Below are 21,703 nucleotides of genomic sequence, written 5' to 3' on the forward strand. Positions count from 1 at the left end.
CCGGGGGCGTTGTCCTAGACTCGGCGACATGTCGGGCCCCACACAGTGTCTCGGGCCCCGCGGCATGCGCCGCGGGGCTGCCCTGACCTTGGTGTTCGCGGGTGTACTGACGGCCGGTGCGGCCACCGGCGTACTGCCCCGGGACGCTCACACCCCCGCCGCGCTCGCCACCCGCTCCGTCGCCTCCACCGTCAAGGGCGAGGACGTGACCGCCGCCGCCGCGCGCGCCATCGCCGACGGCAAGTCCGGCAAGGAGGCGGCCGAAGAGGTCGTCAGCCGCAGCGGGGACCGCTGGGGCGCGGTGTACGACGAGCGCCAGTACGCGGAGTTCGAGCAGGCGCTGGACGGTACGTACACCGGCGTCGGGATCTCCGCACGGCGCACCGAGGACGGGCGGGTCGAGGTGGCCCGGGTGCAGCCCGGCAGCCCCGCCGCCCGGGCGGGCATCGAGCCGGGCGACCTGCTGCGCTCCGTGGACGGCCACCGGGTCGACCGCCGCCCCGTCGCCGAGGTCGTCGCCCTGCTGCGCGGCGACGGTGCGGAGGCCGCCGAGGGCAGCACGGTGACCCTGGGCGTCGAAGGGGCCGGCGGCGCCCGGACCGAGACGCTGCGCCGGGCCAGGCTGGCCACCGAGGCCGTGACCATACGGCGGATCGGCGCCGGTCGCCCCGGGCCCGAGGCCGTACTGATCGAGGTCGACTCCTTCACCAAGGGCTCGGGCACCAAGGTCCGCGACGCGGTCCGGACAGCCCCCGCCGACGCCGGGGTCCTCCTCGACCTCCGGGGCAACTCCGGCGGGCTGGTCACCGAGGCCGTCACCGCCGCCTCCGCCTTCCTGGACGGCGGCCTGGTCGCCACGTACGACGTGCACGGCGAGCAGCGCGCCCTCTACGCGCAGCCCGGCGGCGACACCTCCCGCCCGCTCGTCGTCCTCGTCGACGGCGGCACGATGAGCGCCGCCGAGCTGCTCACCGGCGCGCTCCAGGACCGGGGCCGTGCCGTCACCGTGGGCTCACGGACCTTCGGCAAGGGCTCGATCCAGATGCCCAGCAGGCTCCCGGGCGGCGGGGTGGCCGAGCTGACCGTCGGCCACTACCGCACCCCGGCGGGGCGCGGCGTCGACGGCCGGGGCATCACCCCGGACCTCGCGGTCGGCTCCCGGGCCGAGCAGCGGGCGGAGACAGTATTGAGTGGCCTCGGGGGCGGTTCGTAGTGCGAAAATGGCCGCACTATGGCTAAGGAAAAAGACACCGGTCGCAAGATGATCGCGCAGAACAAGAAGGCGCGGCACGATTACCACATTCTCGACACCTACGAGTGCGGTCTCGTCCTCATGGGCACCGAGGTCAAGTCGCTCCGGCTCGGCCGGGCCTCCCTGGTGGACGGCTTCGTCCAGATCGACGGCGGCGAGGCCTGGCTGCACAACATCCACGTGCCCGAGTACGTGCAGGGCACCTGGACCAACCACTCGGCGAAGCGGAAGCGCAAGCTGCTGATGCACCGGGCCGAGATCGACAAGCTGGAGTCGAAGTCCGGCGAGACGGGCCACACGATCGTCCCGCTCGCGCTGTACTTCAAGGACGGCCGGGTCAAGGTCGAGATCGCCCTCGCCAAGGGCAAGAAGGAGTACGACAAGCGGCAGACCCTGCGCGAGAAGCAGGACCTCCGCGAGACCAACCGCGCGATCTCCGCCGCCCGCCGTCGCCAGCGCAGCGCCTGAGACCCGCGCTCGCGGTCCGCCTCCGGTCGGCCAGTCGGCCGTCCGTCAGGAATAGGCTGGCATCGTCGCACGTTGGTCACGTACGATGGCAACGCACTCCACAGCGGGTGCGCGCATTTGAAAAAACAACATGGGGATGATCGGTTTCGACAGCGGATGTCGAAGCAGGGGAAGCGTGTCGAGGAAGCGGCAATGATCTCGTAAACCATATGTCGCAACCAATAATCGCCAACTCCAAGCGCGATTCCTTCGCCCTCGCTGCCTAAGTAGCGACTTGCGAAGTGTCAGCCCGGGGGTGATCCCGACCCGGATCCTGGCATCATCAAGGGATCTAAACTTCTAGACCCGGTCACGGGGCCTAGAAGGAAATCAAACAGTGACTGAGCCCGTCGGAGACTTGTCCGCGTGATCTCCGGGGCCGAGAAAATCGCAGCGGACTGCACACGGAGAAGCCCTGGTTCTGCACCGTTGGACGCGGGTTCGATTCCCGCCATCTCCACAATTCCCATGTGAGCCTCCGCCCCGCGAGATTTTTCGCGGGGCGGAGGCTTTTTCATGCCTGCCCGCAGGGCGGGGGCGGCTCGCACCGGACGGCGGACGGGGGGCGGCGGCCCGCGTGGTCCGCCCCTGTTCGATTGCAGTGCTTGAATGGGTTGACGTTCCTGGCGAGCAAGGAGAAGCGCAGTGCCCCTGGTATCCGTCGTGATGCCCGTGTACAACTCGGCGGCCACTCTCGGTGCGGCGGTGCGGTCGGTGCTCACGCAGACCCACAGCGACCTGGAGTTGCTGATCACCGACGACAAGTCGACCGACGACTCCATGGACATGCTCATGGAGTTCGCCCGGCAGGACGAGCGCGTACGGCCGGAGTCGGCGCCCGAGCAGGGCGGTGCCGGTCGGGCGCGCAATCTCGCCATCGAGCGGGCCCGGGGCGACTACATCGCCTTCCTCGACAGCGACGACATGTGGCTTCCGGAGAAGGCCGAACGACAGCTCGCGTTCGCCGCGGAGGGCGATGCGCCGCTGACGTTCACCTCGTACTACAAGATGGACGCCGATTACGCGGGAGAAAGCGTCGATTTCGTCCCGAACGGGCGCATCATTCGGGCACGAGGACATGTGGACTACCGGGCGATGCTGGTCCGGGACTACATCGGCGCCCTGACCGCGATGTACGACCGCAACGTCCTCGGCACGCGGCTGATGCCGGAGATGCGGAAGCGCCAGGACTACGCCCTGTGGCTGTCGATCATGCGCGACGGCGCCGACGCCCGGGGGCTGACCGAGCCGCTGGCGGTGTACCGGGCCCACCAGGCGGGTTCGCTGTCCTCCAACAAGCTGTCACTCGTCCAGTACAACTGGGCGCTGTACCGCGAGCACGAGGGTCTGTCGGTGCCCCGGGCGACCCGGGCGCTGACCGGCGCGGTGTGGCAGTCGCTGCGGAACTCGCGGATCTGAGCCGTTCCGCCTCCGCCCCGCGAGATGATTCGCGGGGCGGAGGCTTTTCCCGTACCGGTGGGGAGGGCCGTGCGCCGGGCTCATGGAGCGAAGAGCTTCTTCACGGCGGACGGGCCGTCGAATTCCGGTGCGATCGCGTCCATGACGATCTCGTCGCAGACCTCCCCGAGCCAGTACCCGGCCCGACGCAGCGTCCCGACCTCGCGGAAGCCCGCCCCGGTGTAGGCCCGGACCGCCGCGACGTTCGGCGCGAGGACCTTGAGCCACACCATGCGCAGGTTCGTCACGTGGAAGGCGTAGTCGAGCGTGAGCCGGGTGGCCGCACGGCCCAGCCCGTGTCCGCGTGCCTCGGGAGCGAGCATGATCACGAACTCGGCCGTCCTCACGCCGTGGTCCGGGAGCAGGGTGCTCACGCCGACCGGTACCGCGCTGTCGCCCGTCAGGTCCTACACCGTGAAGCGGATGTTCCCGCCACGCAGCTGGTGCCCCATGCCCTCGGTCCGGGCCTCCAGCGATTCGGGCCCCTGCCGCCCGTAACCGACCAGGAGCGCGGGGTCCTGTTCCCACCGCCAGTAGGTCTCGACGAGATCGGACCGGTAGGGGCCGAGGGCGCAGCTGTCGGTGCTGATCCAGAGGATCGGGTCAGGGCTGGTGATGGGGGCCTCCGATCGTGATGGCGGGGGTGCATGCCTGCGTCGATTCGTTGGCGACATCCTCCTCCGTGCCACCTCTTTCCAGGACGAGGCGGCGGTCTTTCCCTCTTCCGGCTTCCGGGGAAGGTGATCGGACGGAGTCCGTCGCTGCCGTGAGGCGTCGGCGGAGGAGCCGATCACGCCCGCTGCCCGTGTCGCCGGGTGTGGGAGGCGTACCGCATCAGGTGGTCGACGGCCTTGGCGAGCAGTCGGAGCATGGCGGCGGGGTCGCCGTCCCGGTCGCGGAGCAGGCCGCGGGCGTGGGCCACGGTGGCGACGGCGATGTCCCGGGCCCGGGAGTCGGCCAGGCCCTTCGCGTACTCCTCGGCCGGGTCGGTGAGGAGCCCGAGGTGGGAGCGGAGCCGCTTGCGGACCTCGCCGGCCACCGGTCCCGTCGGCCGGCTCCGGGCGAGTGCGAGGGCCAGGTCCACGTCCCGGGCCATGTCGGTCGCGGTCGGGAGCGTGTCGGGCGCGGCACTCACCGCTCGGCGCTCTCGTGGTCGTACCGGCCGTGCTCGATGTCCTCGCCCGGCAGCGGCCCGGTGCGGGCGAGGAAGGTGTCCCAGCCGTGCTGGGCCCGGGCGAGCAGTTCGGCGGACGGGTGGCTGCCGGGCAGGTTCGAGTCGGGGGTGTGGACCGGGAGCGGGGGCTCTGAACGGGCGGACTGGGGTTCCATGCCGATCTCCGTGTTCTGCGGGCTCCTCCGACCGTTTTCGGCGGGGTCGGAGGGCGATGCCTGATACTGACACTCAGTGAACGCGCGACGACGCCCCGGAACTGGCACACGTTGTGACAGTCCGGGGCGTCGTGCGGCAGTCCTCTCGCAGGCGTTCCGGCGTAACGCCTCTAGAGTTGGGCGCCGCACCAGGAGGCGTAGCCGATGAGGGCTTCCGGGGTGCGGCGGGCCGCGCGTACCAGGCCGGCGGTGGTTTCGCGTACGGACGGGTGGTACTTGGCCTGCTGCGGCGCTGCTTTGCGGGCCTTGAGCAGGGAGGCGAGTGCCGCGTCGGTCCTGCCGGTCCAGAGCTGGGAGCGGGCGGTGTCGATCCAGAAGTGGCCGAGCCGGTCCGGGAAGTAGTCCGCCGGGGGGTGTACCAGCTTGGCGAGCTGGAGGGACTTTCCGTGGTTGCCCAACTCCATCTCCGCCGCCGCCGCGTGGATGGCCACGTTGGTCGGACCGAACGACTGGACGTGTGCTCCGTCCCGGGCGCCGCCGACCACCTCGCGCCCCAACTGTTCGGCCAGGCGCCGCGCTTCGGCCAGTTCGTTGCGGGCCGAGTCGGCGTCGCCCTGCCGGGTGGCCAGCATCGCCGCGCGCAGGTGCAGGTTCCCGGCGGAGCAGAGAGCGGGGAGTTCACCGGCACGTACGCCGGGTTCCACGGTCTCGCGCGCCCTTGCGGTGATCTTCTGTCCGACCTCGTGCCGCCCGGTGGCGAAGGTCGAGTAGGCGCGCATGTAGCCGTACAGGCTCATCAGGTACGGGTCGCCCGCGCGCTGGGCGGAGTAGTCCATGCGCGACAGCAGTAGCGCCACCAGGTCCGACAGGCCGAGCCCGTAAGCCACGTCGTAGGCGGACCGGTACACGTGCGCGAGCAGCCGGTGCGCCTCCTCGGCCGGTCGGCCCTGCGCGGTCTGGGAGACCTGGACCAGTTCGTCGATGAGCGGGGGTGCCATGGCGACGATCCGCCCGAAGTTCGCCTTCCTGCGGGCGAGGAGCACCGCGTGAACGTCGGCGTCGATGTCCGGCAGGGGCCTTACGGGGAGTTCGTCGAGCGGGAAGTCGTAGTTGTCGAGTGCGGCACGCAGGTCGGTCAGGGGGCCGTCGAGCCGGTCGTGCGCGTGGTCGGCCGCGTAGGGCTGGCCGGTGAAGGTGGTGACGGGCACACCCATGGCCCGTGCGACGGCCGCGATGAACGAGCCGCTGGCGGGGCGGCGACCCTGTTCGACCTTGACCAGGAGCGAGTAGGAGACGGTTGCTTTGGTGGCGAGTTGCTTCTGCGTCAGGCGGTGCAGGCGCCGGTACGCGGCGATCCGTGCCCCTGTCCCGACGCCGGTGGGCGTGGACATACTGTGCTCCGTCCTCGTAGTCGCGTACTGGGACGGTACCCGTCGGCATGCGGCGGGGGATGCGGCTTCGCGCGCCGTCGACGGGGTGGATCGCGCGGTTCGGACTCTCTCGGCCTCGCGATTCCTGCGGTCCGTGTCTGCGGGCCTGTTCCGGTCAACCACCTTGTGCCCCAACGTTGTTGACCTGTCACGCGGTCGAACCCGGCTTCCGTGTCCTCGGCCCCGAAGGGCCTGCGGGCCGGGTCCGGGTGCGACGCTCCCGATTCACCGAGGGATGCCCGGAGGTGGCTGACGTGGCCCCTGCCGCGCCGTCGTCGGCCGTGCGGAATCGGGGGTTGCCTTTCCCGGGTTGCTGTCGAAGAGGGGCGAGTGGGGGAAGAGGGGCGAGCGGGGAAGGTGCCGCCGTCGTGGGGCCGGGGTGACCGCAGGAGTGTGATCCGGCCCTTGGGGCGCGCTGCCGGGCTCACCCGCTCCTGTTGTACTTCGGCAGCGCCACCCGGCAGGGCGAGGCGATCGGGTACGCCAAGGCTCATTTCGAGGACACGAAGCTTCCCGTGGTGCCCGAGCCCGGGGCCGTGATCGCGCATGAGATCACTGCGGAGGGTGTCGCCGACATCCGTGCCTGACCGCTACCGCCTGACAGCGAAAGGAACCTGATGGCAGAGAAGTTCGAGGTCGAGGCTCTGGGATACGTCGTCGGGGGGCGGGCGGAGCCGACCGACGACTACTGGGGCGGTACGCGCGCGATCATCCGGTTGGACGGGGCCTTCCCGGTGGAGGCGACGAAGGGGCTGGAGGAGTTCTCGCACCTCGATGTGGTCTTCCGGTTCCATCTGACCGACCCGGCCGATCTTCCGCTCCGGGCCCGGCGGCCCCGGGACAATCCCGACTGGCCCGAGGTCGGGTTCGTGGGGCATCGCAACATGCGTCGCCTCAACTGGCTGGGCGTCTCGCGCTGCCGACTGGTCGGGGTGGACGGGCTGGACCTTCATGTGGAGGATCTCGACGCGGTGGACGGCACCCCGGTGATCGAGGTGAAGCCGTGGTTCGAGGAGATGGGGCCCCGGGGCGAGGTCCGGCAGCCCCGGTGGGTCAGCGACATGCTCGGCGACTACTACGCCCCGGCCCGGGACTGACCCGCGCGTTCCTCGCGTACGACGCCCGCGCGTTGCTCGCGTACGACGCCCGCGGGTTCCTCGCGTACGACGTACGAAAGCCTCCGCCCCGCGAGACCGTTCGCGGGGCGGAGGCTTTCGGGCCCGGTCGTGTTACGCGACCGTGCGGATGAGCTTCTTGTTGACGAACTCCTCGATGCCGGGGCGGCCCAGCTCGCGGCCGAAGCCGGAGCGCTTGATGCCGCCGAAGGGCAGTTCGGCGCCCTCGGCGCCGACGCCGTTGACGAAGACCATGCCAGCCTCGATGCCGTCGGCGACGCGGGCGGCCTGCTCGGGGTCGGTGGTGAAGACGTACGAGCCGAGGCCGTACGGGGTGTCGTTGGCGATCCGCAGGGCGTCCTGCTCGTCGGCCGCCCGGAAGACCATGGCGACCGGGCCGAAGAGTTCCTGGCGGGCCGTGGCGTGCTCGGTGGTGAGGCCGGTGAGGACTCCGGCCGGGAAGTGGGCGCCCTTGCGCTCGCCCTCGGTGTGGAGGGTGGCGCCCTCCGCGACGGCGGCGGCCACCTGGCGCTCCAGGGTGTCGGCCGCGGCGACCGAGGAGAGCGGGGCGCCGGACTGGCGGGCGAGGAGCGCGGCGGTGAACTTCTCCACGAACGTGTCGTAGAGGTCGGACACGACGACGAACCGCTTGGCGGCGTTGCACGCCTGGCCGGTGTTGTCGAGGCGGGCGGCGACGGCGGAGTCCACGACGGCGTCGAGGTCGTCGGTGGAGAGCAGGATGAACGGGTCGGAGCCGCCGAGTTCGAGGACGACCTTCTTCAGGTGCCGCCCGGCGATCTCGGCGACGGCGGCACCGGCGCGCTCCGAGCCGGTCAGGGAGACGCCGTGGACGCGCGGGTCGGCGATCACCTCGGCGATCTGCTCGTTGGTGGCGTACACGTTGACGTACGCGCCGACGGGGAAGCCGGCCTCGGCGACGAGCCGCTCCAGCAGGGCCGCGGTGGCCGGGCACTGCGGGGCGTGCTTGAGGACGATGGTGTTGCCCAGGGCGAGGTTCGGCGCGGCGAACCGGGCGACCTGGTAGGCGGGGAAGTTCCACGGCATGATGCCGAGCAGGACGCCCACCGGGCCGCGGCGCACGACGGCGCGGCCGGGGCCGGAGGTGACGGGAAGCTCCTCGTCGGCGAGGAAGCCCTCGGCGTGGTCGGCGTAGTAGTGGTAGATGTCGACGCAGAAGTCGATCTCGCCCTCCGCCTCTTCGAGCGGCTTCCCCATCTCGCGCACGATGCCCGCCGCCAGCTCGGCGCGGTGCTCGGCGTGCAGGTCACCGAGCCGGCGCAGGAGCGCGGCCCGCTCGGCGACGGTGGTGGAGCGCCCCCAGGCGGTGGCGGCGTGGGCGGCGTCGACGGCCGCGGTCACCTCGGCGTCCGTGGCGGTCGGGTAGGCGTGGGCGGTCGTGCCGGTGGAGGGGTCGGTGACGGCGTACATCGGGTCTCCAGGAAGTGCGGGGGAGTGGTGCCGGTGCCGTGGCCGGTCCCGCGTCCGGGTGGGGCGCGGGGCCGGTACGGCGAAGTCCTACGGTTCGAGTATGGTCCGGGCGCCGACGGCGGACTTCAGGTCCTCGAACGCGGCGGCCGCCTCGTCGAGCGGACGGACGTTGCCGATCAGCTCGTCCAGCGGCAGCCTGCCGGCCAGGTACAGGCGGGCCAGCTTGGGGATGTCGATCGCGCCGACGCTGGAGCCGTAGTTGCAGCCGAGGATACGCTTGCCCTGGTCGGCGAGGTCGAAGAGGTTGAACGCGCCCGTCGCCTCGACGGGGGCCATGCCGACGAGGACGGCCGCCCCGCCGGAGGTGAGCATCGCCGGAAGGGTCTCGATGACCTTGGGGCTGCCGATGGCCTCGAAGGCGTAGTCGGCGCCGCCCAGCTCCTCCTGGCACCAGGCGGCCACGTCGGTGGTGGCGGCGTCGAGGGTGTGCGTCGCCCCGAAGCGTTCGGCTGCGGCCAGGCGCTCGGGCGAGAGGTCGACGGCGACGATCGGGTCGGCCCCGACCAGCCGCAGCCCCATCACCACGGACAGGCCCACCCCGCCGGCGCCGATGACGACCGCGGACTCGCCGGGGCGGACGCCCGCGGTGTTCATGGCGGCGCCGATCCCGGTGGAGATGGAGCAGCCCAGGAGGGCGCCGATGCCGAACGGCAGCTCGTCGGGGACCTTGACGGCGGCCGACTCGGGTACGACGACCCGGCTGGTGAACGCGCCGAGGCCGAGGTAGGGCCAGACCTCCTCGCCGTCGGCGTCGGTGATGGGGGTCGTGCCGTCGGGCAGGGTGTTCGCCACGGCCTGGGTGCCGGTGCAGAGCCAGGCCATCCCGGCCAGGCACTTGCGGCAGCGGCGGCAGGGCGCGAACCAGGAGAGGACGACGTGGTCGCCCGGCTTCACCGAGCTGACGCCGCCGCCGACGTTCGTGACCACACCGGCGGCCTCGTGGCCCAGGACGAGGGGGCGGTCGCTGGGCCAGTCGCCCGTCAGGATGTGCAGGTCGGAGTGGCAGACCCCGGCGGCGCGGACGTCGATCTCCACCTCGCCCGGTCCGGCGGGCCGGTGGGAGACCTGGCGGGTGTGCAGGCCCGCGACGGGGTCGTAGGCGATGGCGGGGGAGAGGTTCGCGGACATCAGAGAGCCTTGATTTCTTCGGACGGCGAGGTGTTCGACGACGGGGTGTTCCCGGAGGTGGGGGCGTTCCCGGACGGGTTGGTGGGGGACGCGAGGCGGGTGTGGGGCTTGGCGACGGCGATGTAGACCAGGCCGACGACCAGCAGCGCGGAGAAGACCACGATCACGGCCCAGACCTGGACCCAGCTGCCCGACGGAGGGGCGAGCTCGGCGCGGGGCCAGGCGATGTTGACCGCCTCGAAGAGCAGCCACACCACGGCCAGGACGTTCACCACCAGGCCGGCCCGGCCCAGGCGGAACTCGCCGTCGGCCGGGTTCCACCGGCCGCGCAGCCGTGCGTAGAGCGCGACGAGGGCGACGGTCAGGAAGATGAGGTAGAAGCCGCCGGAGCCGAAGGAGATCAGCGTGGCCGCCGCGTTTCCGTTGAGCCCGAGCAGCAGGCCGAGACCGGCCAGGACGGCCGTGACGGTGAGCGAGACCCAGGGGATCTGGCGCTCCCCGACCTTGGCGAGCTGGGTGGAGCAGGGAAGCTGCCGGTCGCGGGCGAAAGCGAAGACGGCCCGCCCGATGTACGTCTGGATCGAGATGGCGCAGGCGAAGAACGCGACCAGGACCACGACGACGAACGGCTTCTCGCTCCAGCCGCCCAGGCTCTGCGTCACCGCGTCGAAGACCGGGTCCACGGTCTTGCCGGAGACGGCGTCCTCGGGGCGGCGCAGCGAGAACGTCACCGCGACCGAGGTCAGCAGCACCGTGAACGCCACGAACACGTAGCTGCGCAGCAGCGCCCGGGGCACGCTGCGTCGCGGCTGCTCGGTCTCCTCGGCGACCTGCGTGGTCGCGTCGAATCCCAGGAAGGCCCAGCCGGCCACGGCCAGACACGTCACGAACCCGGCCACGGCGGATCCGCCCGAGGCGGATTCCGCGCCCAGGGTGTCGAAGAGGATGCCGAAGCCGTTGTTGCGGGCGAAGACCAGCAGGAACACGCTGATGGCGATGGAGGCGACGCCCTCCGCGACGATGCCCGCGTTGAGGAAGTGCTTGACCGGGTTGACGCCGAGCAGGTTGATGCCCAGGGCCACGACGATGAAGACCACGCCGAGCAGGACGTGGGTCGCGGGGGAGAGCTCCGCGTCGCTGAAGAGCATGTGCAGCCAGCTGGAACCGAGGTACGCCACGGTCGTCAGCGACGCGATGGCCGAGGCGAGGTAGATCCAGCCCACCAGCCAGCCCAGCCGGGGCCCGCCCAGCCGGCGGACCCATTGGTAGACGCCGCCGGTGATCGGGAACTGCGAGGAGAGCTCGGCGTAGACCGTGGCGACCAGCAGCTGTCCGAGGAAGGCGACGACGACCGCCCAGATCCAGGTGGGTCCGGCGAAGACGAACCCGAGCTGGACGACGGCGTAGATGCCGACCACCGGGGAGATCGTCGCGAAGCCGAGAGCGAATACGGCCCAGGGGGAGAGGGTGCGCTTCAGCTCTTGCTGGTAGCCGTACTCAGCCAGGTCGCCGGCATCGGCGCGGTTGTGGTCCACGTTGTACTCCTGGCATTGCTAGGGCCCGCGTCCGGCGGCGCCCACAGGTGGAGGTCGGTCGCCGGCCTGCCGTTCCCACCGGCTACGAGGCCGGTGCCACGGTGGTCGTTCGAGGGGCGACCATGTATTGGCTGTAGAGCCAATTGTTATTTGGCTGCACAGCCAATAGCATCTTCGCCATGGCGTCAAGGGGTACCGGGAAACAAGTGCGCAAATCGGCGGCGGAGCGGCGCCGCGAGATCGTGGCCGCGGCCGCGCTGGTCGGGCTGGAGGAGGGCCTGGAGTGCGTCACCCGGCAGCGGATCGCCGACGGCCTCGGGGTCCAGTCCGGACTCATCCACCACTACTTCCCGGTGGTCGAGGAGCTGGTGGCGGAGGCGTTCGCCCGGGCCACCACGGCGGAACTGGACGGCCTGCTGCCCGAGGCGGCGGCCGGGGCCGAAGCGGCGGACGGAGTGGACGGGGTGGAGGGAGGACCCCTGGACGCCTTCCGGCGCTTCTTCACCCTGATATCGGGCGCCGAGTTCGACAACGTCAGCAAGCTCTGGCTCAACGCGCGGCACCTGTCCCGCTACCGCCCCGCGCTCCACGGCCAGGTCGTCAGCCAGGAGCTGCGCTGGTGCCACCGCATCGAGCAGATCATCGCGCGCGGGGTGCGGGAGGGGGAGTTCCGCTGCGAGGACCCGTGGGCGTCGGCCGTGCGCATCCTCGCCGTCGTCGACGGCGCCAGCGCGTACATCAACACCAGCGCGGACCGGCGTACGGAGCCCCTCGCCGACCTCGCGCGCAGACTCGCGGAGGCCGAGCTGGGCCTGGCGGCCGGTGGTCTGAGACTGCCCTGACGCGCCTCTCTCCATGGCGTCCAGGTTTGTGGAAGTCTCATAAAGTCCCGCCTCCGAATCGGTGGCTCGCGCTCCTGATTCCCCTTTTCCCTCGCTGAAATGATCGTTGTGGAGCGATTCGGGTGCTGTTGGGCATCCACATAATCCGAGGAGGCCCGTATGACCCGCGACGGACGTGTGCTGGTGACCGGCATCGGTGCGATGACACCGTTGGGGGACGATGCCGCGGCGCTGTGGGCGGGCCTGCTGGACGGCAGATCGGGGGTGCGGTCCCTGACGGAGGAGTGGGCGGAGGACCTGCCCGTGCACGTCGCGGCCGCGCTCCCCACGGACCCCGCCTCGCTGCTCCCCAGGACCGAGGCGAGGAAGCTGGACCGGGGCGAGCAGATGGCCCTGCTCACCGCCCGGGAGGCATGGCGGGACGCCGGGGCGCCGCAGGTGGAGCCGGAGCGGCTCGCCGTCGTCCTTGGTACGGGGACCGGGGGCGTCCTCACCACGCTGGGGCAGGACGACGTCTTCGAGCGCGCCGGGGCCCGCCGGCTCTCGCCGTTCGCGGTGCCCATGCTGATGCCCAACGGGCCCGCCGCCTGGGTGAGCATGGACCTGGGCGCGAAGGGCGGCGCACGGACGGTGGTGAGCGCCTGCGCCTCCGGGGCGGAGGCCCTCGCCCTGGGGCAGGACCTGATCCGCAGCGGGCGGGTGGACGTGGTCGTCGCCGGTGGCGTGGAAGCCTGCCTGCACCCCTTCACCCTCGCGGCGTTCGCCCAGATGAAGGCGTTGTCGACGCGGTCCGAGGACCCGGAGGCGGTGTCCCGGCCGTTCGACGTCGGGCGGTCCGGCTTCGTGATGGGCGAGGGCGCGGGAATGATGGTGCTGGAACGCGAGGAGTTCGCCCGCGCCCGTTCCGTACGCGGCTACGGGGCGCTGGCGGGCGGCTCCGTCGGATCGAGCGCGGACCACATCACGGCCTCCGACACGGCGGGCCAGGTCCGCGCGATCGAGCTGGCGCTGCGCGACGCCGGCCTGGCCCCGGCGGACATCGGCGTCGTCCACGCCCACGCCACCTCGACCGAGTCCGGCGACCTGGCGGAGGCCGAGGCGGTCGCCCGTACGATCGGCGACCACGCCGCGGTGACGGCGACGAAGTCGATGACCGGCCACATGCTGGGCGCCTCCGGCACGGTCGGCGCCATGGTCGCCCTCCTCGCCCTCCGGCACGGCACGCTCCCGGCCATCCGCAACCTCGACGAACCCGATCCGCGCGTGGAGCTGGACCTGGTACGCGGCGAACCCCGCACCGGCCGGTGGACCGCCGCCCTGGCCAACTCGTTCGGCTTCGGCGGCCACAACGTCAGCCTCGTCCTCACCGGCTGACCGTGGCGGGCGGCCGCGCGGCTCAGCGCTCCCGGGGGACCCGGACGCCCGTCAGGGCGAGGACCAGGGCCAGGGCCGCCGCGCAGATCGGTACGGCGTAGCCCTGGACGCCCCCGACATGCTCCACGAACCAGCCGCCGGTCGCCGAACCGGCCGCGATGCCGCCCAGCAGCGCGGTCACGGCCAGGGTCATCCCCTCGTTCAGCCGGCCCTCGGGGGTGAGGCGCTGGATCAGGGTCATCCCGGTGACCATGGTCGGTGCCGTCGCCGCGCCGGCCAGCAGCAGCGCGGCCGCCAGGACGAGCACGGAAGGGGTCGAGGCGGCGGCGATCAGGGGCAGGGACATCAGGGCCGTCATCCCGGTCAGGCAGACCAGCAGGCGCCGCCGGATGCTCGCGGCCGGGCGGAGCGAGCCGTAGAGCAGCCCCGCGACGCAGGAACCGGCCGCCTGGAGCGCCAGGACCGCACCGCCCGCGTGGGCGATCGTGACGACCTCCATCGAACCGAAGACCGCCCCGGTGGCCAGGAACGCGGCGAGCAGCGGCGGCATGCCCCGGGTGCGGAGCGGGGAGCCGGTGCGGGTGCGGGGGGCGACGGGGGGTTCGGTGGCGCGCTGGGCGGCGAAGACCAGTACGCCGGTCATCAGCAGGACGGCGGAGACCAGGGTCCCCGCCTCCGGGAAGAGCGCCCCGCACAACAGCGCGGCCAGTGCCGGGCCGAGCATGAAGCAGAGCTCGTCGGCGGCCTGCTCGAAGGAGTTCGCGGTGTGCAGCGCGGCGGGGTCGCCCCGGTGCAGATGGGCCCAGCGGGCCCGGGACATCCCGCCGGTGTTGGGCGTGGTGGCGGTCGCGGCGTAGGCGGCGAAGAGGGTCCAGGCCGGGGCGTCGTAGTGCACGCAGAGCAGCAGCGCCAGCGAACCGAGCACGGCGATCGCGGTGGCGGGCACCGCGATCCGGGCCTGCCCGTACCGGTCGACGAGCCGGGCCGTCCAGGGGGCGACCACCGCCGTGGCGGCGAGCCCGGTCGCGGTGACGGCCCCGGCCAGGGCGTACGAGCCGCGCGTCCCGGCGATCATGATGACCGCGCTGACGCTGAACATCCCGCTGGGCAGCCGTGCGATGAGGTTGCCCGCGGTGAAGGCGCGGGCGCCCGGGGTGGCGAGCAGCCGGACGTACGGATTGCTGGACGCCCGCCGGACGGGGGCGGTGCGCGGGGCGATGACCAGCTGGCCGCCGGAGACGGCGAGCAGGGGGGAGGACGAGGACGGGGACGAGGAAGGGGCTGGAGCGGTCTCGTACGGCATGGAGCAAGCCTCCGGGCGGGCGGCCCCCGGGGTCCAACACCTTCTCCGCACCGATTCACGCATCTGTGATGTGAATATTGACGCACCTGTGTTGTAGGTTCCGGTGTGGTCTCCTCCGCCGCCGGATCCGGCGCCCCGACGCAGCACCCCCGCCCCCACACCGACCCGCGCCTCCTCCGCGTCTTCGTCGCGGTCGCCGAGGAGCTGCACTTCACCCGCGCCGCCGCCCGCCTCTACGTCGCCCAGCAGGCGCTCAGCCGCGACGTCCGCCGCCTGGAACGCGAGCTGGGCGTGGAGCTGTTCGTGCGGACCACCCGGCAGGTCGCCCTCACCGCGGACGGGGAACGGCTCCTGCCGTACGCGCGACGGGTGCTGGAGGCCCACGCAGAGCTGGCCGCCGCCTTCACCGACCGGGCGGACCTGCCTCTCTTCGTCGACCTCAACACCGACGGCATGACGGCCGCCCGGGTCCTCGCCCGCGCCCGCGAACTGGCCCCCCGGTGCGAGCTGATGGCGCGCTTCGAGAGCGGGCTGACCTGGGCGGCCGACGAGATCCTGGCCGGCCGGCTCGACGTCTCCTTCGGCCGCGCGGCCGGACTCGGCCCGGCGGTACGGGCCCGGCTGGGCATGCGGCCGGTGCGGTACGAGCCGATGGCCGTGCTGCTCCCCGACGACCACCGGCTCGCCGCGCGCGAGACCGTCCCCCTCGGCGATCTGGCCGGGGAGACCGTCTACGCGGGCGCCGGAAATCCGCGCACGGTGGAGTGGACGGAGTTCGCCCGGCTGCTCTTCACCGCATGGGGCATCGAGCTGGCGCCGCCCGTCCCGCTCGCGATCGGTGTCGCCGAGTTCCAGCGGGTCATGGCGAAGTCCCGGAACCCGGTGCTGGTGGTCGACGAGTTCCCGCCGATGCCGGGCACCGTGGTGCGCCCGCTGGTCGACCCCGTACCGCTCTCGCCGCTGCTGCTGGTCTGGCGCAAGGGGCTGCGCCATCCCGGGCTCGACGCGCTGTGCGAGGCCGCCGCGCTGCTCGGGGCCGAGGAGGGGTGGCTGGTGCGCCCGCCCGGCAGCTGGCTGCCCGAACCCGACGCGACCCTGATGCTCGGCGGGCGGTGACGCGGCCGTGACGCTCGGGGGGCGGTGACGCGGCCGTGATGCTCGGTGGGCGGGAACCAGTACGTATACCGTCGCCGGACACGGCCGCGAGATGAACCCACGGCGTAACCGGCGGGAAACACGGGTGAACCGGCCCCGTCATGTGCCCCGCGCATCATGGGCGGCCGCGGGAACGCCAACGGGAGCGGAACGGGAGTCGGCCGACCACATGCACCAGGACGACGAGGAGTACGGACCCCTCACGGGCTTCACCGTCGGGGTCACCGCCGCGCGCCGCGCGGAGGAGTTCGGGGCGCTGCTGGAACGGCGGGGCGCCTCGGTCGTGCACGCCCCCGCCCTGCGGACCGTGCCGCTCGCCGACGACGGCCAACTGCGGGCCGCCACCCGGGAGATCATCGCCTCCCCGCCGGACGTGGTCGTCGCCACCACCGCGGTCGGCTTCCAGGGCTGGATCGGTGCCGCCGCGGAGTGGGGCCTCGCCGACGCGCTGCTGACGGCGCTGGACGGGGCCGAACTGCTGGCCCGCGGCCCCAAGGCCAAGGGCGCCGTCCGGGGAGCCGGGCTCACCGAGACGTGGTCGGCCGCCTCCGAAGCCATGGCCGAGGTGCTGGAACGGCTCCTGGCCGAGGGCGTCGCGGGCCGTCGCATCGCCGTCCAGCTGCACGGCGACTCGCTCGCCGAGTTCATCGGGCCGTTGCGCGCGGCGGGCGCCGAGGTCCGCCCCGTCCCCGTCTACCGCTGGACGGAGCCCGAGGACATCGCCCCGCTCGACCGGCTGCTCGACCTCACCGTCGCCCGCGGCCTGGACGCCCTCACCTTCACCAGCGCCCCGGCCGCCACGGCGCTGCTCGGGCGGGCCGAGCGCCGCGGGCTGCTCCCGGAACTGCTGGGCGCGCTGCGCGAGGACGTGCTCGTGGCCTGCGTCGGACCGGTCACCGCCCGGCCGTTGGAGGAGCGCGGGATCGGCACCGTGCAGCCGGAACGCTTCCGGCTCGCCCCGCTCGTCCAGCTCCTCTGCGCCGAACTGCCCGCCCGCGAAACGGAGTGGGAGATCGCCGGGCACCGGGTGGCGGTCCGTGGGCGGGCGGTGCTCGTGGACGGCGGGCCGCGCCGGGTGACACCCGCCGGAATGGCGCTGCTGCACGCCCTGGCCCGGCACCCCGGCCGGGTGGTGTCCCGCGCCGAACTGCTGCGCGCGCTGCCCGGCGGCGGTCTCGACGAGCACGCGGTGGAGACGGCCGTCGCCCGGCTGCGCACGGCACTGGGCGACCCCGCTCTCATCCGTACGGTGGTCAAACGCGGCTACCGGCTGGCGCTGGACCCGCGCTGAGGAGCTGACGGGGCCGCGTTGTCAGTGCCCGCTGCTACAACGGACCCAGAGGCAACGGGCGAGCGGGCAGGGGGACTCCATGGGCACCTGGGGCAGTGGCAACTTCGACAGCGACGCGGCGGCGGACCATCTCTCGGGCATCACCGGGCGGCTCGTCGAGCGGATCGCGGAGGCGATGGCCGGTGATCCGGTCTGTCTGGAGCCCGACGAGTACGAGGGCGTCACCGTGCCGTGCGACATCGAGCTGCTCTGCCTGATCGCGGAGCAGGGGTACGCCGGCGCGGGTGTGCCGGAGCCGGCGGTGGTCGCGGGCTGGCGGGAGACGTTCATGCCCGTGTGGGAGGGGACCATCGACGATCTGGAGCCCACCCCCGAGTACAAGGAGGAGAGACGGGCCGAGCTGATCCGCACCTTCGACCGGCTGGCCGCCCTCGCGGAACGGGCGCACTGACCGGGCCGCGCCCGGGAAAGGACGGGGCTGCCGTGGCCTGCCGGGATACCTTGCGGGGATGGACGACAACGACATCTACCAGCTCGACGCGGAGATACGGCTGCGCCCCGTCGAGCTGCGGGACGCGGCCTCCCTCGCCGACTCGCTGACCCGTAGCCGGGCCTACATGCAGCCGTGGGAGCCCATCCGGCCCGACCACTTCTACACCGAGCAGGGGCAGCGCGAGCGGCTGACCGGGCTGCTCGTGGAGTGCGAGGCCGGCCGGGCGAAGGGCTGGGTGCTGGCCGACGCGGAGGACCGCGCGGTCGGCGGGTTCAACCTGAACGGCATCGTGCTCGGCCCGCTGCGCAGCGGCGCGCTCGGCTACTGGGTGGACGTCGAGTGCGCGGGGCGCGGGCTGGCCACGGCCGCCGTGCGCCGGATCTGCGAGCTGGCCAGGGACGGGCTGGGGCTGCACCGGATCGAGGCGGGGACGATGGTGGACAACGTCGCCTCGCAGCGGGTGCTCGCCAAGTGCGGCTTCGAGCAGTACGGGTTGGCGCCCCGCTTCCTCCACATCAACGGGGACTGGCGCGACCACCGCGTCTTCCAGCGGATCCTGCACGACGGCCCGCCGCGCGACTGAACCGTCCCGGCGCGTCCGCATCCCCGGCGCGGGCGGCAGGGGTTCCGGGCGGGCCGTCGGCGGGGCACCCTGGGGGAGACCCGACCGGTGACCCGAGGCGGTGGCATGCCCATGATGACCGGCAAGAGCGCGTACGAGTGGCGGTTCGACGCGGGCCGGCCCTGTCTCGACCTGGTGGCGACGGGCATCGGCACCACCGGTTCGTGCGAGCTGCTGGACGGCGCCGAGCGGCTCGCCGACTGGCTGGTCGCCACCGGGCTCGTACCGGACGGCACCCGGCTGGACGCCGTGGACGAGAGCTGGGTGGTCCGCTTCCGGCAGTTACGGGCCGGTGTCGACCGGCTGCTGACGGCGGAGCTGGGCGGCCGGGGCGACCGGTACGCCCTGGAGCGGGTCAACGCGCTCGCCGCCGGGGCACCGCCGGGGGTACGGGCGGTACGCGGCCGGGGCGGCAAGCTGGTCCGCACGCTCAGCGGCGATCCCGAGTGCGGGGAGCTGCTGACCGCCGTCGCCCGCGACGTGGTGGACCTCCTCACCGACCCGGTGGCGCGGGCCGGGCTGCGCCGCTGCGAGGCCGTGGGCTGCCGACGCTTCTATCTCGACACCTCGCGGGGCCGCCGCAGGCGCTGGTGCTCCAGCGAGGTGTGCGGCAACCGCGAACGGGTGGCCAGGCACCGGCGCCGGGCGGCGGCCCGGGCCGCGGGCGCGGGCGTGTCCTGAACCGGGGTTCCGGACCGGATGCGAGGTGGGCCGGCGCGGGTGCCGTCCCGTCCCCGGGGTCCGGACCCGCTGCGCACCATTTTCGGCATGCGCGGCAGGTGCGCGGCGGGCATCCCTTCGCCTAAGGTTGACGGCTGCCCAAATGCACATCAGAAAGGGGCCTCGGTGGCCGCGCAGGATGCCGCTGTCGATTCGTTGCGGGACCGGGAGATCGGGGTCGAGCAGAAACACCTCGACCGGGTGTACCACCGCCTCGAGGAGAAGATCCACGAGGCGGAATTTCTCATGGACGACGCCGTCAAGCGCGGCCAGGTCGGAACGCCCGGGGCGCTCGCCGAGCGCGACGCCCAGGTGTTCCGCGCCGGGATCCACCTCAACCGGCTGAACAGCGAGTTCGAGGACTTCCTCTTCGGCCGGATCGATCTGCTGCTCGGCAAGGACGGCGAACGCGGCCCCGACGGCGCGTACACCTCCGTCGAGCCCGCCGACGACGCGGTGCGCGACGACGCCACGGCCGACATCGCGGAGACGCTGCACATCGGCCGGATCGGGGTCCTCGACGCCGACTACGCCCCGCTGGTCATCGACTGGCGCGCCCCGGCCGCCGCCCCGTTCTACCGTTCGACGCCGAAGGACCCCGGCCGGGTCGTACGCCGCCGGGTCATCCGCTCCAAGGGCCGCAAGGTCCTCGGCGTCGAGGACGACCTGATGCGCCCCGAACTCACCGCGTACCTCGACGGCGGAAAGCTGCCGGTCATCGGCGACGGCGCCCTGATGGCGGCGCTCGGCCAGGCCCGCAGCCACACCATGCGGGACATCGTCTCCTCCATCCAGGCCGAGCAGGACCTGGTGATCCGGGCCCCCGCCGCCTCCGTCACCGAGGTCTCCGGCGGCCCCGGCACCGGCAAGACCGCCGTGGCGCTGCACCGGGCCGCCTACCTCCTCTACCAGGACCGACGGCGGTACGCGGGCGGCATCCTCATCGTCTCGCCGACCCCGCTCCTGGTCGCCTACACCGAGGGCGTGCTGCCCTCGCTCGGCGAGGAGGGGCAGGTCGCGATCCGCGCGGTCGGCTCGCTCTCCGACGACGCGGCCGGCGTCGAGGGCGCCACCACCTACGACGAGCCCGCCGTCGCCCGGATCAAGGGCTCCTCGCGAATGCTCGCCGTCCTGCGCAAGGCCGCCCGCGGCGCCCTGGAACAGCCCGGCACCCCGCGCCCGCGCCACGACACCGGCGGCCAGCTCGCCCTCGGCGAGGAGGAGCCGGCGCGGACCACCGCCCCGGCCACCCCGGCCCGGCTGCGGGTCGTCGCGTTCGGCGCCCGGATCGAGCTGGAGGCCGACGAGCTGCGCCGCATCCGGCAGTCCGTGCTCGGCGGCACCGCCCCGGTCAACCTGCTGCGCCCGCGCGCCCGCCGGATGCTGCTGGACGCCCTGTGGAACAAGTCCTCCGGCCGGGGCCGCTACACCGACCCCGAACTCGCCGCCGAGCTGCGCTCCTCGTTCGACGAGGACGTCTCCACCGAGACGGACTTCCTCGACTTCCTGAACGCCTGGTGGCCCGAACTGACCCCGCGCGGGGTGCTCGCCGCGATGGCCGACGAGAAGCGGCTCGGCCGCTGGGCCCGCCGGGTCCTCAACCAGGGCGAGACGCGCCGCCTCGCCCGCTCCCTGAAGCGGCTCGGCCCCGACGGCAAGGGCCCCCTCTCCGTCCACGACGTGGCGCTCCTCGACGAGCTCCAGACCCTGCTCGGCGCCCCGCCCCGGCCGAAGAGGAAGCGCGAGGCCGACCCGCTGGACCAGCTCACCGGTCTGGAGGAGCTGATGCCGCAGCGCGAGGAGACCCAGCGCGAGCGGGCCGAGCGGCTGGCCGCCGAGCGCACCGAGTACGCGCACGTCATCGTCGACGAGGCGCAGGACCTCACGCCCATGCAGTGGCGGATGGTCGGCCGCCGGGGCCGCCACGCCACCTGGACGATCGTCGGCGACCCGGCCCAGTCGTCCTGGTCGGACCCGGACGAGGCGGCCCGCGCCCGTGACGAGGCGCTCGGCAACCGGCCGCGCCGCCGCTTCACCCTCACGGTGAACTACCGCAACCCCGCCGAGATCGCCGAGCTGGCCGCCAAGGTGCTGGCGCTGGCGATGCCCGGGATGGAGTCGCCCGCCGCGGTCCGCTCCACCGGCGTACGCCCCCGCTTCGCGGCCGTGGGCGACGGCGACCTGGCGGCGGCGGTGCGCGAGGAGGCGCGGCGGCTGCTCGCCGAGGTCGACGGCACGGTGGGCGTGGTCGTCGCGATGAACCGGCGCGCGCAGGCCCGGGAGTGGCTCGCCGAGCTGGGCGAACGGGTGGTCGCGCTGGGCAGCCTGGAGGCCAAGGGCCTGGAGTACGACGCCACGGTGGTGGTCTCGCCCGCCGAGATCGCTGACGAGTCCCCGGCCGGTCTGCGGGTGCTGTACGTGGCGCTGACGCGGGCAACGCAGCAGCTCACGGTGGTGTCGGGGGCGCGGGACCTGCCCGACGGGGACGGGGTCCCGGACCTGCTGAGGGACTGAGCGCCGGCCGGTCCGCCCGGGGAGCGTCCCCGGGCGGACGGATCGTTCCGCCGGTCGGCCCGCGCCGTGGGGAATCGCTTCTGCGCGGTCTTTGTTAGCCTGGTGTCGGCACCGGCTCGATCCAAG

22 protein-coding genes and 1 other RNA gene are annotated in these 21,703 nt (G+C 72.8%); 14 read left to right on the top strand and 9 right to left on the bottom strand.

Annotated features, from left to right (window positions below):
* Positions 1-28: 28 nt before the first annotated feature.
* The 4 genes from ACF08W_RS14365 to ACF08W_RS14380 all read left to right on the top strand — a co-directional run bounded on the left by ACF08W_RS14365 (position 29) and on the right by ACF08W_RS14380 (position 3,178).
* Entirely contained in the window at positions 29-1,213 is a 1,185-nt protein-coding gene (locus ACF08W_RS14365; protein ID WP_385209701.1) for a S41 family peptidase, read from the top strand.
* Positions 1,214-1,231: 18 nt separating this feature from the next.
* Complete coding sequence (smpB, locus tag ACF08W_RS14370) at positions 1,232-1,720, top strand: SsrA-binding protein SmpB (protein ID WP_352273665.1); 489 nt, start codon at positions 1,232-1,234, stop codon at positions 1,718-1,720.
* Between the two features lie 132 nt (positions 1,721-1,852).
* Positions 1,853-2,222, top strand: a transfer-messenger RNA (tmRNA) gene (gene ssrA / locus ACF08W_RS14375).
* 182 nt (positions 2,223-2,404) lie between these two features.
* A complete protein-coding gene (locus tag ACF08W_RS14380) occupies positions 2,405-3,178 on the top strand; it encodes a glycosyltransferase family 2 protein (protein ID WP_366296410.1) in 774 nt (257 codons plus the stop codon).
* An 80-nt stretch (positions 3,179-3,258) separates the two neighbouring features.
* On the opposite strand, the gene ACF08W_RS14385 is transcribed toward ACF08W_RS14380, so the two are convergent.
* The 5 genes from ACF08W_RS14385 to ACF08W_RS14405 form a co-directional block, all read right to left on the bottom strand.
* The gene (locus ACF08W_RS14385) at positions 3,259-3,621 is read right to left on the bottom strand and encodes a GNAT family N-acetyltransferase (RefSeq protein ID WP_392279532.1); all 363 of its coding nucleotides are present in this window, start codon (positions 3,619-3,621) and stop codon (positions 3,259-3,261) included.
* Between the two features lie 3 nt (positions 3,622-3,624).
* Positions 3,625-3,891: a hypothetical protein gene (locus ACF08W_RS14390; RefSeq protein WP_392279390.1), complete on the bottom strand. Its 267-nt coding sequence runs from the start codon at positions 3,889-3,891 to the stop codon at positions 3,625-3,627.
* A gap of 116 nt (positions 3,892-4,007) precedes the next feature.
* Positions 4,008-4,352, bottom strand: coding sequence for a DUF6415 family natural product biosynthesis protein (locus ACF08W_RS14395; protein WP_392279391.1), 345 nt, complete (start codon positions 4,350-4,352; stop codon positions 4,008-4,010).
* Positions 4,349-4,546 (bottom strand): hypothetical protein, encoded by a 198-nt coding sequence (locus tag ACF08W_RS14400; protein ID WP_392279392.1) that lies wholly within the window; start codon positions 4,544-4,546, stop codon positions 4,349-4,351. Before ACF08W_RS14400 ends, ACF08W_RS14395 begins: the two co-directional genes overlap by 4 nt.
* 170 nt (positions 4,547-4,716) lie before the next feature.
* Complete coding sequence (locus ACF08W_RS14405) at positions 4,717-5,937, bottom strand: helix-turn-helix domain-containing protein (protein WP_392279393.1); 1,221 nt, start codon at positions 5,935-5,937, stop codon at positions 4,717-4,719.
* A 476-nt stretch (positions 5,938-6,413) separates the two neighbouring features.
* Here ACF08W_RS14405 and ACF08W_RS14410 point away from each other — a divergent pair, with 476 nt between their 5' ends.
* Entirely contained in the window at positions 6,414-6,563 is a 150-nt protein-coding gene (locus ACF08W_RS14410; RefSeq protein WP_392279394.1) for a hypothetical protein, read from the top strand.
* Positions 6,564-6,593: 30 nt separating this feature from the next.
* A complete protein-coding gene (locus ACF08W_RS14415) occupies positions 6,594-7,073 on the top strand; it encodes a TrmO family methyltransferase (protein WP_392279395.1) in 480 nt (159 codons plus the stop codon).
* Positions 7,074-7,205: 132 nt separating this feature from the next.
* On the opposite strand, the gene ACF08W_RS14420 is transcribed toward ACF08W_RS14415, so the two are convergent.
* The 3 genes from ACF08W_RS14420 to ACF08W_RS14430 form a co-directional block, all read right to left on the bottom strand.
* A complete protein-coding gene (locus tag ACF08W_RS14420; protein WP_392279396.1) occupies positions 7,206-8,540 on the bottom strand; it encodes an NAD-dependent succinate-semialdehyde dehydrogenase in 1,335 nt (444 codons plus the stop codon).
* An 87-nt stretch (positions 8,541-8,627) separates the two neighbouring features.
* Positions 8,628-9,728: an alcohol dehydrogenase catalytic domain-containing protein gene (locus ACF08W_RS14425; protein ID WP_352273674.1), complete on the bottom strand. Its 1,101-nt coding sequence runs from the start codon at positions 9,726-9,728 to the stop codon at positions 8,628-8,630.
* Entirely contained in the window at positions 9,728-11,263 is a 1,536-nt protein-coding gene (locus ACF08W_RS14430) for an APC family permease (protein ID WP_392279397.1), read from the bottom strand. Before ACF08W_RS14430 ends, ACF08W_RS14425 begins: the two co-directional genes overlap by 1 nt.
* Positions 11,264-11,442: 179 nt before the next feature.
* On the opposite strand from ACF08W_RS14430, the gene ACF08W_RS14435 reads away from it, so the two are divergent.
* Entirely contained in the window at positions 11,443-12,105 is a 663-nt protein-coding gene (locus ACF08W_RS14435) for a TetR/AcrR family transcriptional regulator (protein WP_392279398.1), read from the top strand.
* Positions 12,106-12,264: 159 nt separating this feature from the next.
* On the top strand, positions 12,265-13,479 hold the full coding sequence (locus ACF08W_RS14440; protein WP_392279399.1) for a beta-ketoacyl-[acyl-carrier-protein] synthase family protein: 1,215 nt from the start codon (positions 12,265-12,267) through the stop codon (positions 13,477-13,479).
* Between the two features lie 22 nt (positions 13,480-13,501).
* Here ACF08W_RS14440 and ACF08W_RS14445 read toward each other — a convergent pair whose 3' ends face one another.
* A complete protein-coding gene (locus ACF08W_RS14445) occupies positions 13,502-14,782 on the bottom strand; it encodes an MFS transporter (RefSeq protein WP_392279400.1) in 1,281 nt (426 codons plus the stop codon).
* A gap of 105 nt (positions 14,783-14,887) precedes the next feature.
* On the opposite strand from ACF08W_RS14445, the gene ACF08W_RS14450 reads away from it, so the two are divergent.
* The 6 genes from ACF08W_RS14450 (at position 14,888) to ACF08W_RS14475 (ending at position 21,577) form a co-directional block, all read left to right on the top strand.
* Positions 14,888-15,898 (top strand): LysR family transcriptional regulator, encoded by a 1,011-nt coding sequence (locus tag ACF08W_RS14450; RefSeq protein ID WP_392279401.1) that lies wholly within the window; start codon positions 14,888-14,890, stop codon positions 15,896-15,898.
* A 208-nt stretch (positions 15,899-16,106) separates the two neighbouring features.
* Positions 16,107-17,228, top strand: a complete 1,122-nt coding sequence (locus ACF08W_RS14455; protein WP_392279402.1) for a uroporphyrinogen-III synthase — start codon at positions 16,107-16,109, stop codon at positions 17,226-17,228.
* 79 nt (positions 17,229-17,307) lie between these two features.
* On the top strand, positions 17,308-17,679 hold the full coding sequence (locus tag ACF08W_RS14460; RefSeq protein ID WP_392279403.1) for a DUF4259 domain-containing protein: 372 nt from the start codon (positions 17,308-17,310) through the stop codon (positions 17,677-17,679).
* 58 nt (positions 17,680-17,737) lie between these two features.
* Complete coding sequence (locus ACF08W_RS14465; RefSeq protein ID WP_352273682.1) at positions 17,738-18,304, top strand: GNAT family protein; 567 nt, start codon at positions 17,738-17,740, stop codon at positions 18,302-18,304.
* Between the two features lie 111 nt (positions 18,305-18,415).
* Complete coding sequence (locus ACF08W_RS14470) at positions 18,416-19,024, top strand: CGNR zinc finger domain-containing protein (protein ID WP_392279533.1); 609 nt, start codon at positions 18,416-18,418, stop codon at positions 19,022-19,024.
* A 165-nt stretch (positions 19,025-19,189) separates the two neighbouring features.
* The gene (locus ACF08W_RS14475; RefSeq protein WP_352273683.1) at positions 19,190-21,577 is read left to right on the top strand and encodes a UvrD-helicase domain-containing protein; all 2,388 of its coding nucleotides are present in this window, start codon (positions 19,190-19,192) and stop codon (positions 21,575-21,577) included.
* Positions 21,578-21,703: the final 126 nt, after the last annotated feature.

Source organism: Streptomyces sp. NPDC015144, assembly GCF_043079735.1.
GTDB lineage: Bacteria > Actinomycetota > Actinomycetes > Streptomycetales > Streptomycetaceae > Streptomyces.